This is a genomic window from Cellulomonas cellasea (assembly GCF_006538745.1).
Taxonomy (GTDB): domain Bacteria; phylum Actinomycetota; class Actinomycetes; order Actinomycetales; family Cellulomonadaceae; genus Cellulomonas_A; species Cellulomonas_A cellasea.
The window spans coordinates 82056-99394 of record NZ_BJLR01000025.1 but is presented as its reverse complement, the minus strand read 5'-3'; the positions used below and the strand labels follow the sequence as shown (position 1 = coordinate 99394).

Below are 17339 nucleotides of genomic sequence, written 5' to 3'. Positions count from 1 at the left end.
GACCCCGGAGCCCTGACCGGCACGGGAGGACGGCGATGGGCCCCGAGATCCAGGACGGCGCGACGCTCGTCGGCGAGCGCACCTCCGCCGGCGCGCCACGCACCGCGCCCGCCTCCCACGCGGCGCCCAGCACCGCGCCCGCACCGGCCGACCCCCACCGGCCGCCCGCACCGGCCGACGCCTCGCCCGTGCGCTCGCACGCGTCCCCCCGTCCCACCACCGCGCCGGCGGACGCACCCCCCGGCCCGGCCGCCGCACCGCACCCGGGCGCGACCCCCGCCGAGACCGGCGCCCTGCGCCACGCCCTGACCCTCGCCCGCCGAGGACCGGCCCACGGCCCCAACCCGCGCGTCGGCTGCGTGCTCCTCGCCCCGGGTGCCACCACGGACGCGTCCGGCGCACCCGACCCCGCCGCCGTCCTCGGCGAGGGCTGGCACCAGGGCGCCGGGACCGCGCACGCCGAGGTCGCCGCGCTCGCTGACGCCCGCCGCCGGGGCCACGACGTGCGCGGCGCGACCGCCGTCGTGACGCTCGAGCCGTGCGACCACACCGGGCGCACCGGCCCGTGCAGCCGCGCGCTCCTCGACGCCGGGATCGCCCGCGTCGTGGTGTCCGTGGCCGACCCGAACCCCGCGGCCGCCGGGGGAGCGGACCGCCTGCGCGCCGCCGGTGTCGACGTCCTCGAGGGCGTCCTCGCCGAGCAGGGCCGCGAGACGCTCGGCGCGTGGCTGCCCGCCGTCGAGCGCGCCCGCCCCTTCGTCACGCTCAAGCTCGCCACGAGCCTCGACGGGCGCGTCGCCGCCGCGGACGGCTCGAGCCGCTGGATCACCTCGCCGCAGTCCCGCCGGCACGCGCACGACCTGCGCGCCGACGTCGACGCGATCGTCGTCGGCACGGGCACCGCGCTCGCGGACGACCCGTCGCTGACCGCCCGGACCGCCGACGGCGCCCTGACCCACCACCAGCCGCTGCGGGTCGTCGTCGGCCACCGCGACGTGCCCGCCGGCGCCCGCCTGCACGGCCCGGGCGGCGAGCTCGTGCACGTGCGCACCCACGACCCCCGCGAGGTCCTGCGGGTGCTGCACGAGCGCGAGGTGCGCCACGTCCTGGTCGAGGGCGGCCCGACGCTCGCCGCCGCGTTCCTGCGCGCCGGGTTCGTCGACGAGGTGCACGCCTACGTCGCGCCCGTCCTGCTCGGCGCCGGGCCGCCCGCGCTCGCGGACCTCGGCGTCACCACGATCACCGGCGCGCTGCGCCTGACCCCCCGCGAGGTCGTCCACCTCGGCCCCGACGTCCTCGTCGTGGCGACCCCGGACGCCCCCGCACCCCCGACCGGCACGAGCACGACCAGCGAGGAGAGCTGATGTTCACAGGCATCGTCGAGGAGGTCGGCGCGGTCGTCGCGCTGCACCCGGGCACGACGGACGGCGGGGACGGCGCCGAGCAGGACGCCCGGCTCACCGTGCGCGGGCCGCTCGTCGCGTCCGACGCGCGCCTCGGGGACTCGATCGCGGTGTCCGGGGTGTGCCTCACGGTCGCCGAGCTCGGGGAGGACGGCACCTTCACGGTCGACGTCATGCCCGAGTCGCTGCGCCGCACGGCGCTGGGCGACCTCACGGCGGGCAGCCCGGTCAACCTCGAGCGCGCGCTGCGGGCCGACGCGCGCCTCGGCGGGCACGTCGTGCAGGGGCACGTCGACGGGGTCGGGACCATCCGCGCCCGCCGCCCGGGCCCCCGGTGGGACGACGTGGAGATCGCGCTCGACCCGCACCTCGCCCGGTACGTCGCCGAGAAGGGCTCGATCACCGTCTCCGGGGTGTCCCTCACGGTCACGCACGTGGCCGACGACGCGTTCGGCGTCTCGCTCATCCCCACGACCCTCGAGGCCACGACCCTCGGCACCCTCGCCCCGGGCGCCCGGGTGAACCTCGAGGTCGACGTGCTCGCCAAGTACGTCGAGCGCCTGCTCGCGACCGGCACGGCGACCGGCAGGGTGACCCGGTGAGCGCGCCCGTGCGCCTCGGCACCGTCGAGGACGCCCTCGACGCGCTGCGCGCGGGCCGCCCCGTGCTCGTCGCGGACTCCCCGGAGCGGGAGAACGAGGCCGACGTGATCCTCGCCGCGCAGTCCGCGACGCCCGAGTGGGTCGCGTGGACGATCCGGCACTCCTCGGGGTACCTGTGCGCGCCGATGCCGGCGGCCCGCGCCGACGCCCTCGAGCTGCCGCTCATGGTGCCGCGCAGCGAGGACCCGCGGCGCACGGCCTACACCGTCACGGTCGACGCCGCCCGCGGGGTCACGACCGGCATCTCCGCGGCGGACCGCGCGCACACGCTGCGCACCCTCGCCGACCCGTCGTCGGGCCCGGAGTCGCTCATCCGCCCGGGGCACGTCCTGCCGCTGCGCGCCGTGCCCGGCGGGGTCCTGCACCGGGCCGGGCACACCGAGGCCGCCGTCGACCTGTGCCGCCTCGCGGGCCTCGAGCCCGTCGGCGCGATCGCCGAGCTCGTGAACGACGACGGCACGATGGTCCGGCTCCCGGAGGCCGCCGGGCTCGCCGAGCGCGACGGCCTCGTGCTCCTGACGATCGAGGACCTCGTCGCGTGGCGCCGCCGGCACGACCCCGTCGACGCCCCTGGCGCCGACGACACCGGTCACGGGGGAGGCGCAGCGGGGGTACCGGCCCAGCCGCGCGTGCACGCCACCCACACCGCCTACCTGCCGACCCGGCACGGGGACTTCCGCATCCACGGGTACCGCGACCTGCGCACCGGCGCCGAGCACGTCGCGCTCGTGTCCACCGCGGGCCTGGCCGACGAGCCCGTGGTGCGCGTGCACTCCGAGTGCCTCACCGGCGACGCGTTCGGGTCCGCGCGCTGCGACTGCGGACCCCAGCTCGACGCCGCCCTCGCCCTCGCCGCCCGCGACGGCGGCGCCGTGGTGTACCTGCGCGGGCACGAGGGCCGCGGCATCGGGCTCCTCGCCAAGGTCGCCGCGTACGCGCTGCAGGACGCCGGCCGGGACACCGTCGAGGCCAACCTCGACCTCGGCTGGCCCGCCGACCGCCGCGAGTACGGCGCCGCCGCCGCGATCCTCGCCGACCTCGGCGTCACCCGCGTGCGGCTCCTGACGAACAACCCCGCCAAGGTCACCGGGCTGCAGGCCCACGGGGTCGCCGTGACCGAGGTCCGCAGCCTCGAGGTCGGCCGCACCCCGCACAACGAGGCGTACCTGCGCACCAAGGCCACCGCCATGGGGCACGTGCTGCCCGGCCTCGACGCCCGCGGCGCACCCCCGGTGCGGACCGACCCCGTGCGCGTCGACCCCGTGCACGCCGCCCCGCCGCGCCCCGGCACCGACACGACCGACCACGTCCTCGACGCCACCCCCGACCCCACCCCCGCACCCACCCTCACGAACCAGGAGACCCCCGCATGAGCGGCGCCGGAGCCCCCACCCTCACCGTCGACGGCACCGGGCTGCGCGTCGTCGTCGTCGCCGCGAGCTGGCACACCGTCGTCATGGACGGCCTGCTCGCGGGGGCGCAGCGCGCGCTCGCGGACGCCCACGTCAGCGACGTCACCGTCGTGCGCGTCCCGGGCACGTTCGAGCTGCCCGTCGCCGCCCGGCACGCCGCCGAGCACGGCGCGGACGCCGTCGTCGCGCTCGGTGTCGTCATCCGCGGGGGGACGCCGCACTTCGACTACGTGTGCCAGGCCGCGACCCTCGGGCTGACCGACGTCGCCGTCCGCCACGGCGTGCCCGTCGGCTTCGGGGTGCTCACGTGCGACGACGAGGCGCAGGCCCTCGACCGCGCCGGGCTGCCCGGCTCGCACGAGGACAAGGGCGCCGAGGCCGCGCAGGCGGCGGTCGCGACCGTCGTCGCGCTCCGGGGCTCGCTCGCGCAGTCGCCCGGTCAGCCGCTCGGGGGGACCCGGTGATCGACTGGCTCTTCGACGCCCAGCTCGTCGTCGCCGGCGCGCCGATCCTCGTCCGGGAGGTCGTCGGCAACCTGTTCGGGCTCGCCTCCGCGGTCGGCGGGCTGCGCCGGCGCGTGTGGGCGTGGCCCGTCGGCATCGTCGGCAACGTGCTGCTGTTCACCGTGTTCCTCGGCGGGGTCTTCGACACCCCGCAGGCCAAGGACCTCTACGGGCAGGCTGGGCGGCAGGTGTTCTTCGTCGTCGTCGCCGTCTACGGGTGGGTGCGCTGGCGCCAGGCCCGCGGCGCGGGGGACGGACCGGCGATCGTGCCCTCCTGGGCGGGCACCCGCGGCCGGGTCCAGCTGCTCGTCGCCGCCGTCGTCGGGACCGTCGTCACGGCGCTCGTGTTCCAGGCGCTCGGGTCGTGGGGGCCGTGGGCCGACGCGTGGATCTTCACCGGCAGCCTGCTGGCCACCTACGGCATGGCCCGCGGCTGGACCGAGTTCTGGCTCGTGTGGATCGCGGTCGACGCCGTCGGCGTCCCGCTGCTCCTGCAGGCCGGGTACTACCCGTCGGCCGTCCTGTACGCCGTGTACGGGGGCGTCGTGCTCTACGGGTTCACCGTGTGGGTCCGCGCGCAGCGCACCGGGCAGCCGCAGGAGGTCACCGCCGCGGGCGGGGCCGGCACCCTCGCGGTGGACGTGCCCGCCCCCGACCGCGCGGGCGTCTAGGCTCAGCGCGTGAAGACGTTCGACTCGCTGTTCGCCGAGCTGGCCGAGAAGGCCACCACCCGCCCCGCAGGATCCGGAACCGTCGCCGAGCTCGACGCCGGCGTCCATGCGATCGGCAAGAAGATCGTCGAGGAGGCGGCCGAGGTCTGGATGGCCGCCGAGCACGAGGGCGACGAGCGCACCGCCGAGGAGATCTCGCAGCTGCTCTACCACCTGCAGGTGCTCATGCTCGCGCGCGGCCTCACGCTCGAGGACGTCTACACCCACCTGTGACCCCGGCACGACCCGCCCTCCCCGCGTGCACACCGTCCGCGCCCGGGCGGCCACCCGCCCGACCCCCGACCACCCCGTGAGGACCACGTGCTGAGGATCGCCGTCCCCAACAAGGGCTCCCTGTCCGAGCCCGCCGCCGACCTGCTCCGCGAGGCCGGCTACCGCCAGCGCCGCGACTCCCGCGAGCTCGTGCTGCCCGACCCCGACAACGACGTCGAGTTCTTCTTCCTGCGCCCCCGCGACATCGCCGTGTACGTCGGCGAGGGGACCGTCGACGTCGGCATCACCGGGCGGGACCTCCTGCTCGACTCCGCCTCCACCGCGACCGAGCACCTGCGCCTCGGCTTCGCGCGCTCCACCTTCCGCTTCGCCGCCCCCGCCGGCCGGCTCACCGACATCGCGCAGATCGCCGGGCACCGCGTCGCGACGTCCTACCCGGTCCTCGTGGCCGATTACCTGCGCGAGCACGGGGTCGAGGCCTCCGGCATCGTCCGCCTCGACGGGGCAGTCGAGACCGCCATCCGCCTCGGCGTCGCCGACGTCATCGCCGACGTCGTCGAGACCGGCACCACGCTCCGCGCCGCCGGCCTCGAGATCTTCGGCGAGCCGATCCTGCGCTCCGAGGCCGTCCTCGTGTGCCGCGCCGACGGCGACGAGCCCGCCGGCCTCGACGTCCTCACCCGCCGCATCCAGGGCGTCCTGACCGCCCAGCAGTACGTCCTCATGGACTACGACGTGCCGCTCGCGCTCGTCGACCAGGCCGTCGGGATCACCCCCGGCCTCGAGTCGCCCACCGTCTCCCCGCTGCACAACCGCGAGTGGGCCGCCGTGCGCGCCATGGTCCGGCGCGACGAGACCAACCGCGTCATGGACGCGTTGTACGACGTCGGTGCGCGCGCGATCCTGGTGACCTCCATCCACGCGTGCCGGCTCTGACCCGCGGCACGCCACCCCCGGAGTGACGCCATGACCCCCGGCGACCCCACCGGCGACCGCATCGCCGGGCTCTACGCGACGTTCCGCCCCCGCCTCGCCCGCGTCGTCACCCTCGGGCTCATGGTCCTCGTCCTCGGCCTGACCGCCGCCCTCGTCATCGCACTGCCCTCCATCGGCCCCGAGGGCGAGTCGTTCGGGGACCAGCTCGGCATGGGCCTCCTCGGCGCGGGGATCGCCTGGTTCTGCTGGCGCCAGGCCAGCGTCCAGGCCCGGGTCGACCACGACGGCGTCACCGTCCGCAACCTCCTGCTCACCCGGCGCCTCACCTGGGCGGAGATCGTCTCCGTGCGGTTCGGCCAAGGGCGGCCCTGGGTCCAGCTCGACCTCGCCGACGGTGACACGCTCGCCGTCATGGGGGTCCAGCGCTCCGACGGCGCCTACGCCGACGCGCAGGCCCGCCGCTTCGCGACTCTCGTCGCCCTGCACTCCCGCACCCCGCGCGACGACTGACCGCACGCACGCCGCCACCGGGTGGCCGACACGCGTCGGGCAGGCGCGCTGTGCCCGGCGCGGGCGCTCGCGGGCCGTCCGGCTCAGGCGCTCGCGGACCTCGCGGCCAGCCGCTCCGCGTGCACCCCGGCGGCGGCGACCGCGAGGAACGACGCCGGGTCCCCGTCGATCCCGCGCCCCATAGTCGAGAGCCGCACCGGCGTCCCGCGCAGCGCGTCCAGCAGGTCCGGCCCGGTCGGGACGTCGACGAGCCGGTGCCGCCCGGCCGGCGCACCGAGGGCGCGTGCCTGCGTCCGGACCCGGTCGTCGAGCTCGTCGAGACCGGCACCGGCGGCCGCGAGCCCGGGCACGACGACGTCGGCGGGGGAGAGCGCCACCCGCCCGTACGCGGTGGTCGAGTGGTGGGAGATGCCGAGGTGCCGCTCGCGCGCGTCGGCGCCGGAGACGCGCAGCGACGCCACGGCGCGCCCGCCGAGCACCCCGGCGGCGTTGACGGCCTCGCCCGCGGCGACCCCGGAGAACCCCCACCGCGTCCCGGTCCCGAGGTTGCCCGGACCCTGTGCGACGACCACGAGGTCCGCGCCCGCGACGAGCCGCGCCGCGAGCAGCCCGGTGTGGACGGTGACGGCCTCGAGGTCGCCCCCGAACGCCTGCCCGGTGGTCACGCACGCCTCGATCCAGCCGGCGTCGCGCAGCCCGGCGACGGTCCGGGAGAACCACGCGGGCAGCGCGCCGCCGTCGGTCATGACGTAGACGACGCGCGGCGCCGGCCGCCCGTGCACCGCCGCGGCGTGCCGGGCGCCCGCCACGACCGCCGGGAGCGCGGAGTGCAGGTCCGCGACGACGACGGGCAGCCCGGCGAGGTCGTCCGCGTCGCGCAGCAGCTCGTGGTGCTCCGACTCCTGGTCGTCGACGCCGAGCACGGTCGCCTGCAGCGCGGTGTACCGGGCCTTGACCAGGTGCCCGGGGCCGGCCGGCGGGTCGGCGGGCACGCGGTCGCCGAGCGCGACGACCATCGCGTACCCGCCCGTGCCGAGCCCGCGCGCGAGCGCCGAGACGTTGAGCAGCACCCGGTCCCCGACGCGCGGCTCGCCGACGAGCTGTGGGTAGGCCAGCGCCCGCACGCGCCCGTCCGCGGGGAGCCCGCCGACCGGCTCGCCCTCGAGCTCGACCTGCATCTCGACCGCGCCGGGCCACGACGCGCCGCCCGACACCACGACACCCGCACGCCACGTGATCACCGCTGCAGGCTACCGGCGACTACGGTGGAGCTGATGCCCGACCAGATCCACCCCGCCGAACGGCTGCTCAACCTCGTCATCGCCCTGGTCAACACCTCGGCGCGCATGACGAAGGAGCAGATCCGTCGCAGCGTCGCGGGGTACGCCGACGCCCCGTCCGACGACGCGTTCGAACGCATGTTCGAGCGCGACAAGGACACGCTCCGCGACCTCGGCATCCCCGTCCTCACGGTCACCGGCGCAGGCCACGGCGACGACATCGGCTACCGCATCGACCAGGAGGCCTACGCCCTCCCGCCGGTCGACCTCACCGCCGCCGAGCTCGGTGTGCTCTCGCTCGCGTCGGAGTTCTGGCAGGACAAGTCGGTGCGCAGCGACACCGAGCGCGCCCTGACCAAGCTCCGCGCCGTCGGCGACGCCCCTGAAGCGTCCGACCTCGTCGCCGGCCTCGCCCCGCGCGTGCGCGCCGCCGGGGGCGCGTTCGGCCCGCTGCTCGACGCGGTGCACGCCCGCCAGGCCGTCCGCTTCACCTACCGCGCCGCGAGCACCGGGGAGGTCCGCGAGCGCGTCGTCGAGCCCTGGAAGCTCCTCGCCCGGCGCGGGGGGTGGTTCCTCGTCGGCCACGACCGCGACCGCGACGCCCCGCGGTCCTTCCGGCTCAGCCGCATCGAGGGCAAGGTCCGCACCGTCGGGTCGCCCGGCGCGTTCCCCGAGCCCGACGCCGCCCGCCTCGGCTCCGCCCTGCACAGCTGGACCGCGGGGGAGGAGCGCATCGCGACTCTCGCGATCCGGCCCGAGCGCGCCGAGGCGCTGCGCGTGCGCGCCGTCCGCACCCCCGCGACGACGCCCGACGACGTCGACCTCGACGACCCTCGCGTCGCGGCCGTGCTCACCGAACGCGACGTCGTGCGCATCCCGTTCACCGCGCTGTGGGACCTCGCTGAGGAGATCGTCGGCTACGGCGACGCCGTCGTCGTGCTCGCCCCCGCACCCCTGCGCGCGACCGTCCTGCGCCTCCTGCGCACCGCCGCCGCCCTCGTCACCCGGGGAGCCGACCATGGCTGAACGCGCGAGCGACCGCCTCCTGCGCATGCTCGGCATGATCACCTACCTCGACCGCCACGCCGGCGTCCCCGTCGAGCAGGTCGCCGAGCAGTTCGGCGTGACCCCGGCCCAGGTGATCGACGACGTCGACACCCTCTGGATGACCGGCACCCCCGGGTACTTCCCGCACGACCTCATCGACTTCGACGCCGCGTCCTACGAGGCCGGGGTCGTCCGGCTCACCGAGTCCCGTGGCATGACGCGGCCCCTGCGGCTCGGGACCCGCGAGGCCGTCGCGCTCGTCGCCGCCCTGCGCGCCATGGAGGAAGCCCTCGGCCCCCGCCTCGAGCCCGCGCGCGCCGCCGTGCTGTCCTCCGCGCTCGCCAAGCTCACCGCTGCGACCGGCGAGGCCGCCGCGACCATCGACGTCCGCCTCGCCGTCGACGGCGCCCCCGAGGTCGTCGAGGCCCTGTCCGCCGCGCTGCGCGACGGCCGGCGCCTGCGGCTGCGGTACGTCAACGCCGCGGACGTCGCCAGTACCCGTGACGTCGACCCGATCCGGCTCGTCACCGACGACGAACGCTCCTACCTGCTCGCCTGGTGCCTGCGCGCCGACGACGAGCGCCTCTTCCGCGTCGACCGGATCCTGCGCGCCGACGTCCTCGGCGAGGCCGCCCAGCCGCACCGCGTGCGCGCCGACGCCGAGGTGTTCCGGCCCGACCCGTCGGGCGGGCTCGTGACCCTGCACCTGACCAGCCAGGGCCGCTGGGTCGCCGAGAACGTCCCCGTCGAGGCCGTCCGCAACCACGACGACGGCACGTTCGAGGTCGACCTGCGCATCGCCAACCGGGCGTTCCTGCGCCACCTGCTCCTGCAGGCCGCCGACGACATCCTCGAGGTCCGCCCCGCCGACGCCGCCGCCGACGTCTCCGCGGTCGCCCGCGCCGCGCTCGACGCGTACGGCCCTCTCGCCGACTGACGTCCCACGGGTCGCCGAGCCGACGCCCACCGGACCGGTCCCTGCTCCCGCGGCTAGGCTGGCCCGATGCTGTGGTTCACCGTGTGGACGGTCCTCGTGCTCGGCGCCGGGACCGGCGCCTTCCTGCTCGGGCGCAGCCTCTGGCGCAAGGTCCAGGACCTCGGCGCCGCCGCGGCCGAGGCCTCCGACGCCTTCGCCCGCCTCGCCGACCAGGTGGACGCGCTCGCGGAGGCGGCGGGCCGGGCGGAGCCGGTGCGGGCGGACCTGTTCGACGACACGCAGGCGCTGCGGGAGCGCGTCGCGGGGCTGCGCCGGGAAGCCGCCGGCCGGCGCGTCGTGCGGCAGCTGCGGCACCAGGAGACCTACGCGCGGTGGCGGGCGTACAGCCGCTGAACAGATCACGGGAACGACGGTCGAAGCGCTTCGACGGGGTTAGGATCGTCTGACCCACCGATGTTCGAGGGAGAGCACCCCATGTTCGGCAACGCTGTGAAGCCCACGCACATCCTGATCCTGGTGATCGTGATCATCCTGCTGTTCGGGGCGAAGCGGCTTCCCGACCTCGCCCGCAGCGTCGGCCAGTCCCTCAAGATCTTCAAGAGCGAGGTCAAGGACCTCACGGACGACAAGGACAAGGGCACCCCCGTGCCCGGGACTCCCGCGTCCTACACGACGCCGGCGACGCCCCCCGCGTCCTACACGACGCCGGCGACGCCCCCCGCCCCGTACACGAACGGCGGGATCCCCGATCCCGTCGTCGCCGCGGAGCCCGTGCGCCCCGCCGAGCCGCCCGTCGAGGGCGGCGGCCAGCCCCGGGTCTGACGCGTCGTGCCTGCTGAGCGCCGCCGGGGCGAACCCGGCGGCCGGATGCCGCTGCGCGAGCACCTCCTCGAGCTGCGCAAGCGGCTGTTCCTCGCCGCCTGTGGGCTGGTCCTCGGTGCCGTCGGCGGGTGGCTGCTCTTCGACCCCGTCTTCGAGGCGCTCCAGGAGCCGCTGCTGAACGCGGCCGCCGCACGCGAGGCGACCGCGGCGGTGAACTTCGGTGGCCTGGCGACCGCGTTCGACATGCGCGTCAAGGTCTCGCTCTTCCTCGGCGCCATCGTGACGAGCCCCTGGTGGCTGTACCAGCTGTGGGCGTTCGTCACGCCCGGCCTCACGCGTCGCGAGCGCCTGTTCGCGGTCGGCTTCGTCCTGGCCGCCGTGCCGCTGTTCCTCAGCGGCTCGTACCTCGCGTGGACGACGATGCCCACCGCGGTGCGGGTCCTCACCGACTTCATCCCGCCGGACTCCACGAACCTCGTCGACGCCCAGACGTACCTGAGCTTCGTGATGCGCTTCATCCTCGCGTTCGGCGTCGCGTTCGTGCTCCCGGTCATCATGGTCTGCTTGAACCTGGCCGGGCTCGTGCGGGCCGCGACGTGGGGTCACGGCTGGCGCTGGGCGGTGCTGCTCGCGTTCGTCTTCGCCGCCGTCATGACGCCGACGCCGGACGCCGTGACGATGATCGTCATGGCGCTCCCGATCTGCGGGCTCTACTTCCTCGCGCTCGGGGTCTGCCTCCTGCACGACCGCCGGGTCGACCGCAAGCGGCTCGCGGAAGGCCTCCCGCGGCTCGACGGCTCGGTGCCCGGCGAGGGCCTCACCACGTCGTGAGCGGGCCCCGCAGCACGCCGGCGCTCGACCACCGCGCCGCCGATCAGGACCGCACCGCCGGTCCCCACCCGGTGACCCGCCCCGTGCGGCGTGCTCCCGGCCGGGCCGGGGGTCCGCGCGCGTGAGCCGCCTGGGCGTCGTCGTGAACCCCACCGCCGCCCGCGGGCGGGGTGCCCGCGTCGGGGCGGCAACGGTCGCGCGGCTGCGGGCGCGCGGGCACACCGTCCTCGACCTGTCCGCCCCCGACGCCGAGCGGGCGCGCGCCTCCGCACGGCACGCCGCGGTCGAGGGGCTGGACGCGCTCGTCGTGGTCGGCGGCGACGGCATGGTGCACCTCGGGGCGAACGTCGTCGCCGACACCGACCTCCCGCTCGGCGTCGTCCCGGCGGGCACCGGCAACGACCTCGCCCGGGCGCTCGGGCTCGCGCGGGGCGACGTCGACGACCACGTCGCGGCCCTCGAGCGCGGGCTCGCCGTCGGCCCGAGGTCCATCGACGCGGTGAGCGTCGGCCCGCCCGAGCACAGCGCGCGCGAGTGGTACCTCGGGGTCCTCTCGTGCGGGATCGACGCCGCGGTCAACGCGCGCGCGAACACCCCCACGTGGCCACGCGGGAGCGCCCGCTACGTCCGCGCCCTCGCCGGCGAGCTCGCGCGCTTCCGGCCCTACGGTTACCGCCTCACGCTCGACGACGTCGTCTGGGAGTCCGCCGGGACCCTCGTGGCCGTCGCCAACGCGCCGTGGTTCGGGGGTGGCGTGCACATCGCCCCCGGCGCGGTCCTCGACGACGGGCTGCTCGACGTCGTCGTCGCCGGACCCTTCACGAGGCCGGGCGTGGTGCGGATCTTCCCCGGCATGTACGCCGGCCGGCACGTCACCCACCCCGCGGTGCAGGTCTTCCGGTCCCGGTCGGTGCTCATCGAGCCCGTCGCGCGCCTCGGCGCCGAGCCGCCGCACGCGTTCGCCGACGGGGAGCGCCTCGGCCCGCTCCCGCTGCGCGCGGACGTCCACCCCGGCGCCGTCCGGGTGCTCGGCGGCACCAGCGCCTAGGGTTGTCGGGTGGCACGCACCGGACGACCGCGACCCGCGTCGCACCCAGAAGCAGGCTCGGCGGCGCTCTCCCCGGCCGAGCGGTACGCGGCAGCCCGGCGGCGCACCGCCGCGGAGCGCACCGAGCTCGCCCGCTTCGCGGAGGGCTTCGAGTTCGGTCTCGACCCGTTCCAGGTCGAGGCGTGCGAGGCCGTCGAGCGCGGCAGCGGCGTGCTCGTCGCGGCCCCGACGGGCGCGGGCAAGACCGTCGTCGGCGAGTTCGCCGTGCACCTCGCGCTCGCGTCGGGGCGCAAGGCGTTCTACACGACGCCGATCAAGGCGCTGTCGAACCAGAAGTACGCCGACCTCGCCCGGCGGCACGGCGCGGACAACGTCGGTCTCCTCACCGGCGACACGTCGGTCAACGGCGACGCACCGGTGGTCGTCATGACGACCGAGGTGCTGCGGAACATGCTCTACGCGGGCTCGCGCGCGCTCGACGGGCTCGGCTACGTGGTCATGGACGAGGTGCACTACCTCGCCGACCGCTTCCGCGGCCCGGTCTGGGAGGAGGTGATCATCCACCTGCCCGACGACGTCCAGCTCGTCTCGCTCTCGGCGACCGTCTCGAACGCCGAGGAGTTCGGCGACTGGCTCACGATGGTCCGCGGCGACACCCAGGTCGTGGTGAGCGAGCGCCGGCCCGTCCCGCTGTGGCAGCACGTGCTGATCCGCGGCGACCTGCTCGACCTCTACGCCGGTCAGGTCGACCCGACCGACCCGGGCCCGAACCCCCCGATCAACCCGGAGATCACCCATCTCCTGCGCCGCGAGGACCGCATCGACGGCCCGCACCGGGGCCGCCGGGGTCCGGGGGACCGCGGGTTCCGCGGGCGCGGCCACGGGCCCTCCAACGCGCTCGGAGGCAACCGCCCGACCCCGCGCTTCGCGGTCGTCGACGTGCTCGAGCAGGCCGAGCTGCTGCCCGCGATCTTCTTCATCTTCTCGCGCGCCGGGTGCGAGGGCGCCGTCTCGCAGTGCCTGGCCGCCGGGCTGCGCCTGACGAGCCCGGCGCACGAGGCCGAGATCCGCCGGGTCGTCGAGGAGCGCTGCGCGTCGATCCCGCCCGAGGACCTCGAGGTGCTCGGCTACTGGGCGTTCACCGAGGCGCTCGCGCGCGGCATCGCGGCGCACCACGCGGGCATGCTGCCGGTGTTCAAGGAGACGGTCGAGCACCTGTTCGCCCGCGGCCTGGTGCGCGTCGTCTTCGCGACCGAGACCTTGGCGCTCGGCATCAACATGCCGGCGCGCTCGGTCGTCCTGGAGAAGCTCGTGAAGTGGGACGGGTCCAACCACGTCGACATGACGCCGGGGGAGTACACGCAGCTCACCGGGCGTGCGGGACGGCGCGGCATCGACGTCGACGGGCACGCCGTCGTCGTCGCGCACCCCGGGCTCGACCCGGTCGCGCTCGCCGGCCTCGCGTCGAAGCGGCTGTACCCCCTCAAGTCGAGCTTCCGGCCCACGTACAACATGGCCGTCAACCTCGTCGCGCAGGTCGGCCGGGACCGCGCGCGCGAGGTGCTCGAGACGTCCTTCGCCCAGTTCCAGGCGGACCGCGGCGTCGTCGGGCTCGCCCGCCAGGCGCAGGCGCACACCGAGGCGCTCGACGGGTACGCGAAGGCGATGAGCTGCCACCTCGGGGACTTCTCCGGGTACGCGGCGATCCGCCGGGCCATCACCGCACGGGAGCGCACGATCGCGAAGGAGTCGTCGGCCGCGCGCCGCGCCGACGTCGTCCGCTCGCTCGAGGGCCTGCGGGTCGGCGACGTGATCGAGGTGCCGTGGGGGCGTCGTGGCGCGCACGCGGTGGTGCTCGACCCCGGCACCGCGGGCGGGTTCGACGGCCCCCGTCCGACGGTCCTGACCACGGACCGCCAGGTCCGCCGGCTCGCCGTCGCCGATGTCGGCACCGGCGTGACGACCGTCGGGCACCTGCGCGTGCCGAAGGGGTTCAACGGGCGTGTCGCCGCGGCCCGTCGCGACCTCGCGGCGACGCTGCGCGACTTCGTGACGGACCTGCCGTCGACGGACGGCGCGCGCCGCGACGGGGGTCGCCGGGCGCGCGGGCGGTCCGGCGCACGCGAGGACGCGACGCTCGACGAGCTGCGCCGCACCCTGCGCGCGCACCCGTGCCACCAGTGCCCCGACCGCGAGGAGCACGCCCGCTGGGCCGAGCGCTGGGAGCGGCTGCGCGCGGAGCACGACGCGCTCGTGCGCCGCATCGAGGGCCGCACGGGGTCGATCGCGAAGGTCTTCGACCGCACGTGCGACGTCCTGCTCCGGCTCGGCTACCTCTCGACCGCCGCCGAGCCGGCCGCGGAGCCCGCCCCGGACGTCGACGCGGACCCCACCGCGTCCTCGGACGGCGACGGGTCCTGGCCGCCCCGCTCGGTGCGTGCGCCGGCGACCGGCCGCGCGGGCGCCGGGACCCGCACCGTCGTGACGCCCGAGGGCCGCTGGTTGCGCCGGCTCTACGCCGAGAACGACCTCCTGCTGGCGGAGTGCCTGCGCCGTGGGGCGTGGGACGAGCTCGACGCCCCCGGTCTCGCGGCGGCCGTCTCGTCGCTCGTCTACTCGGCGCGGCGCGACGACCGCGAGGCCGAGCCGGGCATCCCCGGCGGTCCGGCCGGGACGCTCGGGCGCGCGCTCGACGAGACGGTGCGCATCTGGTCCGAGCTCGAGGACCTCGAGCGCGAGCACCGCCTCGAGACGCTCGCGCCCCCCGACCTCGGGCTCGTGCAGTCCATCCACCGGTGGGCGGCCGGACGCAGCCTCGACGCGGTGCTGCGCGGCAGCGAGCTCGCGGCGGGGGACTTCGTGCGCTGGTGCAAGCAGGTGATCGACCTGCTCGACCAGCTCGCGCAGGCGGCGCCCGACCCGCACGTCCGCCAGACCGCCGGTCGTGCGGTCGGGGCGCTGCGGCGCGGCGTGGTGTCCTACTCGTCCCTGTGACGCGGGCGGGCCCCGGGAGCCCGCCGGGCCCGCGGTGAAGCGATTCGGCACGGCACGCGGCGGACCGAGGTGCCCGCATGCCCGCTCGTGCGGGCTCCTTCGCAGGTCAGACCCGGTCAACCTGGCTATCGTGCGGGTGTGACCTCCACCCTGTACCGGCGCGGCGTCGTCCACTCGTCCGCGGACCCCTTCGCCGAGGCGCTCGTCGTCGAGGACGGGACGATCGTGTGGATCGGTGCGGACGACACGGCCGACGGGCTCGCGGACCGCGCCGACGAGGTCGTCGACCTCGACGGCGCGCTCGTCGCCCCCGCGTTCGTCGACGCGCACGCCCACGTGCTCGAGACCGGCTTCGCGCTCGAGGGCGTCGACCTGTCGGCCGCGGCCGGCGTGACGTCGCTCGATGCCGCGCTCGCCGCGGTGCACGCCGCCGCGGAGGAGGTCCGGGCGGCGGGCGGCGAACGCGCCGGGCTCCCGCTGCTCGGGCACGGCTGGGACGAGCTGGCGTGGCCCGAGGGACGCGCGCCCACCCGCGAGGAGCTCGACCGGGCCGCCGGCGGCGCACCCGTGTACCTCGCGCGCGTCGACGTGCACTCGGCCGTCGTCTCCACCTCGTTCGCCGAGGCCCTCGGCCTGCCCGCCCTCCGCGGCTGGCGCGACGACGGCCTCGTGACCCTCGACGCGCACCACGCGGCCCGCGACGCCGCCCGGGACGTCGACGCGGCACGTCGGGACGCGCTCTACGCCCGCGTGCTGCGCGCCGCGGCCGCCTCCGGCATCGTCGCGCTGCACGAGCACAGCGCCCCGCACGTCGACACCCGCGAGGGCCTCGTCGCGCTGCTCGCGATGACCGCCGACGCCCGCTCGGGGCTGCCCCACGTCGCCGGGTACCGCGCGGAGCTCTGCGTCACGAGCGACGACGCACGCGAGCTCCTCGCGGCGGTCCCCGGGCTCACCGGCATCGGCGGCGACCTCTCGGTCGACGGCTCGCTCGGCTCCCGCACCGCGGCGCTGCGCTCGCCGTACGCGGACGCGCCCGCCGGCTCCGAGCACCCGAGCGGGGTGCTGCACCTCGATGCCGGCCGGCTGAGCAACCACGTCGCTGCGGTGACCCGCGCCGGGTCGCACGCCGCCTTCCACGTGATCGGCGACCGCGCCATGGACGAGGTCCTCGTGGGCCTGCGCGCCGCGGTGGACGTCGAGGGGGTCGGGGCGATCCGGGGCGCCGGCCACCGGCTCGAGCACGCCTCGATGATCGACGCCCCCACGCTCGCGGCGCTCGTGCTCCTCGGCGTGCGCGTCAGCACCCAGCCGGCGTTCGACGCCGCGTGGGGCGGGCCCGGAGGCATGTACGCCCGGCGGCTGGGGGAGGGGCGTTCCGACGCGCTGCACCCGCTGGCCGACCTCGCCGCCGCGGGCATCCCGCTCGCGTTCGGCTCCGACTCGCCCGTGACGCCGTTCGACCCCTGGGGCGCCGTCCGGGCGGCCGTCACGCACCACGCGCCCGACCAGCGCATCTCCGCACGTGCGGCCTTCCGCGCGCACACGCGCGGCGGGTGGCGCGCCGCCGGGCTCGACGACACCGGCGCGGGCGAGATCCGTCTCGGGGCACCCGCGCATCTCGCGGTGTGGCGCGCCGAGCACCTCACCGTGCAGGCGGCCGACGGCCGGGTCTCCGCGTGGAGCACCGACGCGCGCGCGGGCACGCCGCTCCTGCCGGACGTCAGCCCCGGTGCCCCGGCGCCGCGCTGCCTGCGCACGGTCCGTGCCGGTGTCGTCCTGCACGACGAGCTCGCCTGACCGCCGGCGGGAGACCACCCCAACGGGCGGACGTCCCGGGCCTGCGGGCGACACACCGGGCGACACGCCGGGAACCCCCGGGGCGACACGCCGGGGTGGGGGTGGCTGACCAGCCGGTAGACGCATGACCTGGGACAACGCGGCCTTGACACGTGCCGGACAGCCGGTAGGTTCACGTGGTGTTCCGCTCTGGCGGACGACGGTCGGTCC

Annotated in this window: 17 protein-coding genes; 16 read left to right on the top strand and 1 reads right to left on the bottom strand. The window is 76.4% G+C overall.

Translation table 11 applies throughout. The features are described 5' to 3' along the window. The first annotated feature begins 35 nt into the window (after positions 1-35). The 8 genes from ribD (at position 36) to CCE01nite_RS13540 (ending at position 6370) form a co-directional block, all read left to right on the top strand. Complete coding sequence (gene ribD, locus CCE01nite_RS13575) at positions 36-1364, top strand: bifunctional diaminohydroxyphosphoribosylaminopyrimidine deaminase/5-amino-6-(5-phosphoribosylamino)uracil reductase RibD (RefSeq protein ID WP_246056550.1); 1329 nt, start codon at positions 36-38, stop codon at positions 1362-1364. Then, on the top strand, positions 1364-2005 hold the full coding sequence (locus CCE01nite_RS13570) for a riboflavin synthase (RefSeq protein ID WP_034626960.1): 642 nt from the start codon (positions 1364-1366) through the stop codon (positions 2003-2005). Before ribD ends, CCE01nite_RS13570 begins: the two co-directional genes overlap by 1 nt. Next, a complete protein-coding gene (ribA, locus tag CCE01nite_RS13565; protein WP_246056548.1) occupies positions 2002-3438 on the top strand; it encodes a GTP cyclohydrolase II in 1437 nt (478 codons plus the stop codon). The genes CCE01nite_RS13570 and ribA overlap by 4 nt, the downstream gene beginning before the upstream one ends. Continuing rightward, entirely contained in the window at positions 3435-3941 is a 507-nt protein-coding gene (gene ribH, locus CCE01nite_RS13560; RefSeq protein ID WP_034626963.1) for a 6,7-dimethyl-8-ribityllumazine synthase, read from the top strand. Before ribA ends, ribH begins: the two co-directional genes overlap by 4 nt. After that, the gene (gene pnuC, locus CCE01nite_RS13555; protein ID WP_211254528.1) at positions 3941-4651 is read left to right on the top strand and encodes a nicotinamide riboside transporter PnuC; all 711 of its coding nucleotides are present in this window, start codon (positions 3941-3943) and stop codon (positions 4649-4651) included. The genes ribH and pnuC overlap by 1 nt, the downstream gene beginning before the upstream one ends. Before the next feature lie 9 nt (positions 4652-4660). Then, positions 4661-4924: a phosphoribosyl-ATP diphosphatase gene (locus tag CCE01nite_RS13550; protein WP_034626965.1), complete on the top strand. Its 264-nt coding sequence runs from the start codon at positions 4661-4663 to the stop codon at positions 4922-4924. A gap of 87 nt (positions 4925-5011) precedes the next feature. Beyond that, positions 5012-5860, top strand: a complete 849-nt coding sequence (gene hisG / locus CCE01nite_RS13545; protein ID WP_034626967.1) for an ATP phosphoribosyltransferase — start codon at positions 5012-5014, stop codon at positions 5858-5860. 30 nt (positions 5861-5890) lie between these two features. Continuing rightward, entirely contained in the window at positions 5891-6370 is a 480-nt protein-coding gene (locus tag CCE01nite_RS13540) for a PH domain-containing protein (RefSeq protein ID WP_052103759.1), read from the top strand. Between the two features lie 83 nt (positions 6371-6453). Here CCE01nite_RS13540 and CCE01nite_RS13535 read toward each other — a convergent pair whose 3' ends face one another. Then, positions 6454-7611, bottom strand: a complete 1158-nt coding sequence (locus CCE01nite_RS13535; RefSeq protein ID WP_034626969.1) for a DUF3866 family protein — start codon at positions 7609-7611, stop codon at positions 6454-6456. A 33-nt stretch (positions 7612-7644) separates the two neighbouring features. Here CCE01nite_RS13535 and CCE01nite_RS13530 point away from each other — a divergent pair, with 33 nt between their 5' ends. The 8 genes from CCE01nite_RS13530 to CCE01nite_RS13495 all read left to right on the top strand — a co-directional run bounded on the left by CCE01nite_RS13530 (position 7645) and on the right by CCE01nite_RS13495 (position 17129). Next, positions 7645-8676, top strand: a complete 1032-nt coding sequence (locus CCE01nite_RS13530; protein WP_034627054.1) for a helix-turn-helix transcriptional regulator — start codon at positions 7645-7647, stop codon at positions 8674-8676. Further along, the gene (locus CCE01nite_RS13525; protein WP_034626971.1) at positions 8669-9634 is read left to right on the top strand and encodes a helix-turn-helix transcriptional regulator; all 966 of its coding nucleotides are present in this window, start codon (positions 8669-8671) and stop codon (positions 9632-9634) included. Before CCE01nite_RS13530 ends, CCE01nite_RS13525 begins: the two co-directional genes overlap by 8 nt. Before the next feature lie 66 nt (positions 9635-9700). Beyond that, positions 9701-10027 carry a hypothetical protein gene (locus CCE01nite_RS13520; RefSeq protein WP_034626975.1) on the top strand — a complete coding sequence of 109 codons (327 nt, stop codon included), beginning with the start codon at positions 9701-9703 and terminating at the stop codon, positions 10025-10027. A gap of 81 nt (positions 10028-10108) precedes the next feature. Then, the gene (tatA, locus tag CCE01nite_RS13515) at positions 10109-10456 is read left to right on the top strand and encodes a Sec-independent protein translocase subunit TatA (RefSeq protein ID WP_084142540.1); all 348 of its coding nucleotides are present in this window, start codon (positions 10109-10111) and stop codon (positions 10454-10456) included. A 45-nt stretch (positions 10457-10501) separates the two neighbouring features. After that, complete coding sequence (gene tatC / locus CCE01nite_RS13510) at positions 10502-11287, top strand: twin-arginine translocase subunit TatC (RefSeq protein ID WP_034626979.1); 786 nt, start codon at positions 10502-10504, stop codon at positions 11285-11287. Positions 11288-11408: 121 nt separating this feature from the next. Further along, positions 11409-12335 (top strand): diacylglycerol/lipid kinase family protein, encoded by a 927-nt coding sequence (locus CCE01nite_RS13505; RefSeq protein ID WP_034626983.1) that lies wholly within the window; start codon positions 11409-11411, stop codon positions 12333-12335. Between the two features lie 9 nt (positions 12336-12344). Continuing rightward, positions 12345-15329: a DEAD/DEAH box helicase gene (locus CCE01nite_RS13500; RefSeq protein WP_034626987.1), complete on the top strand. Its 2985-nt coding sequence runs from the start codon at positions 12345-12347 to the stop codon at positions 15327-15329. Between the two features lie 138 nt (positions 15330-15467). Next, complete coding sequence (locus tag CCE01nite_RS13495) at positions 15468-17129, top strand: amidohydrolase (protein ID WP_034626991.1); 1662 nt, start codon at positions 15468-15470, stop codon at positions 17127-17129. Positions 17130-17339 lie beyond the last annotated feature (210 nt).

What these genes read in the sequence shown, in the direction of transcription:
- tatA (WP_084142540.1), top strand. Translation starts at nt 10,109, where the DNA reads ATGTTCGGCAACGCTGTGAAGCCCACGCACATCCTGATCCTGGTGATC.
- CCE01nite_RS13570 (WP_034626960.1), top strand. Translation starts at nt 1,364, where the DNA reads ATGTTCACAGGCATCGTCGAGGAGGTCGGCGCGGTCGTCGCGCTGCAC.
- CCE01nite_RS13525 (WP_034626971.1), top strand. Translation starts at nt 8,669, where the DNA reads ATGGCTGAACGCGCGAGCGACCGCCTCCTGCGCATGCTCGGCATGATC.
- ribH (WP_034626963.1), top strand. Translation starts at nt 3,435, where the DNA reads ATGAGCGGCGCCGGAGCCCCCACCCTCACCGTCGACGGCACCGGGCTG.
- CCE01nite_RS13540 (WP_052103759.1), top strand. Translation starts at nt 5,891, where the DNA reads ATGACCCCCGGCGACCCCACCGGCGACCGCATCGCCGGGCTCTACGCG.
- ribD (WP_246056550.1), top strand. Translation starts at nt 36, where the DNA reads ATGGGCCCCGAGATCCAGGACGGCGCGACGCTCGTCGGCGAGCGCACC.
- CCE01nite_RS13520 (WP_034626975.1), top strand. Translation starts at nt 9,701, where the DNA reads ATGCTGTGGTTCACCGTGTGGACGGTCCTCGTGCTCGGCGCCGGGACC.
- tatC (WP_034626979.1), top strand. Translation starts at nt 10,502, where the DNA reads ATGCCGCTGCGCGAGCACCTCCTCGAGCTGCGCAAGCGGCTGTTCCTC.
- CCE01nite_RS13530 (WP_034627054.1), top strand. Translation starts at nt 7,645, where the DNA reads ATGCCCGACCAGATCCACCCCGCCGAACGGCTGCTCAACCTCGTCATC.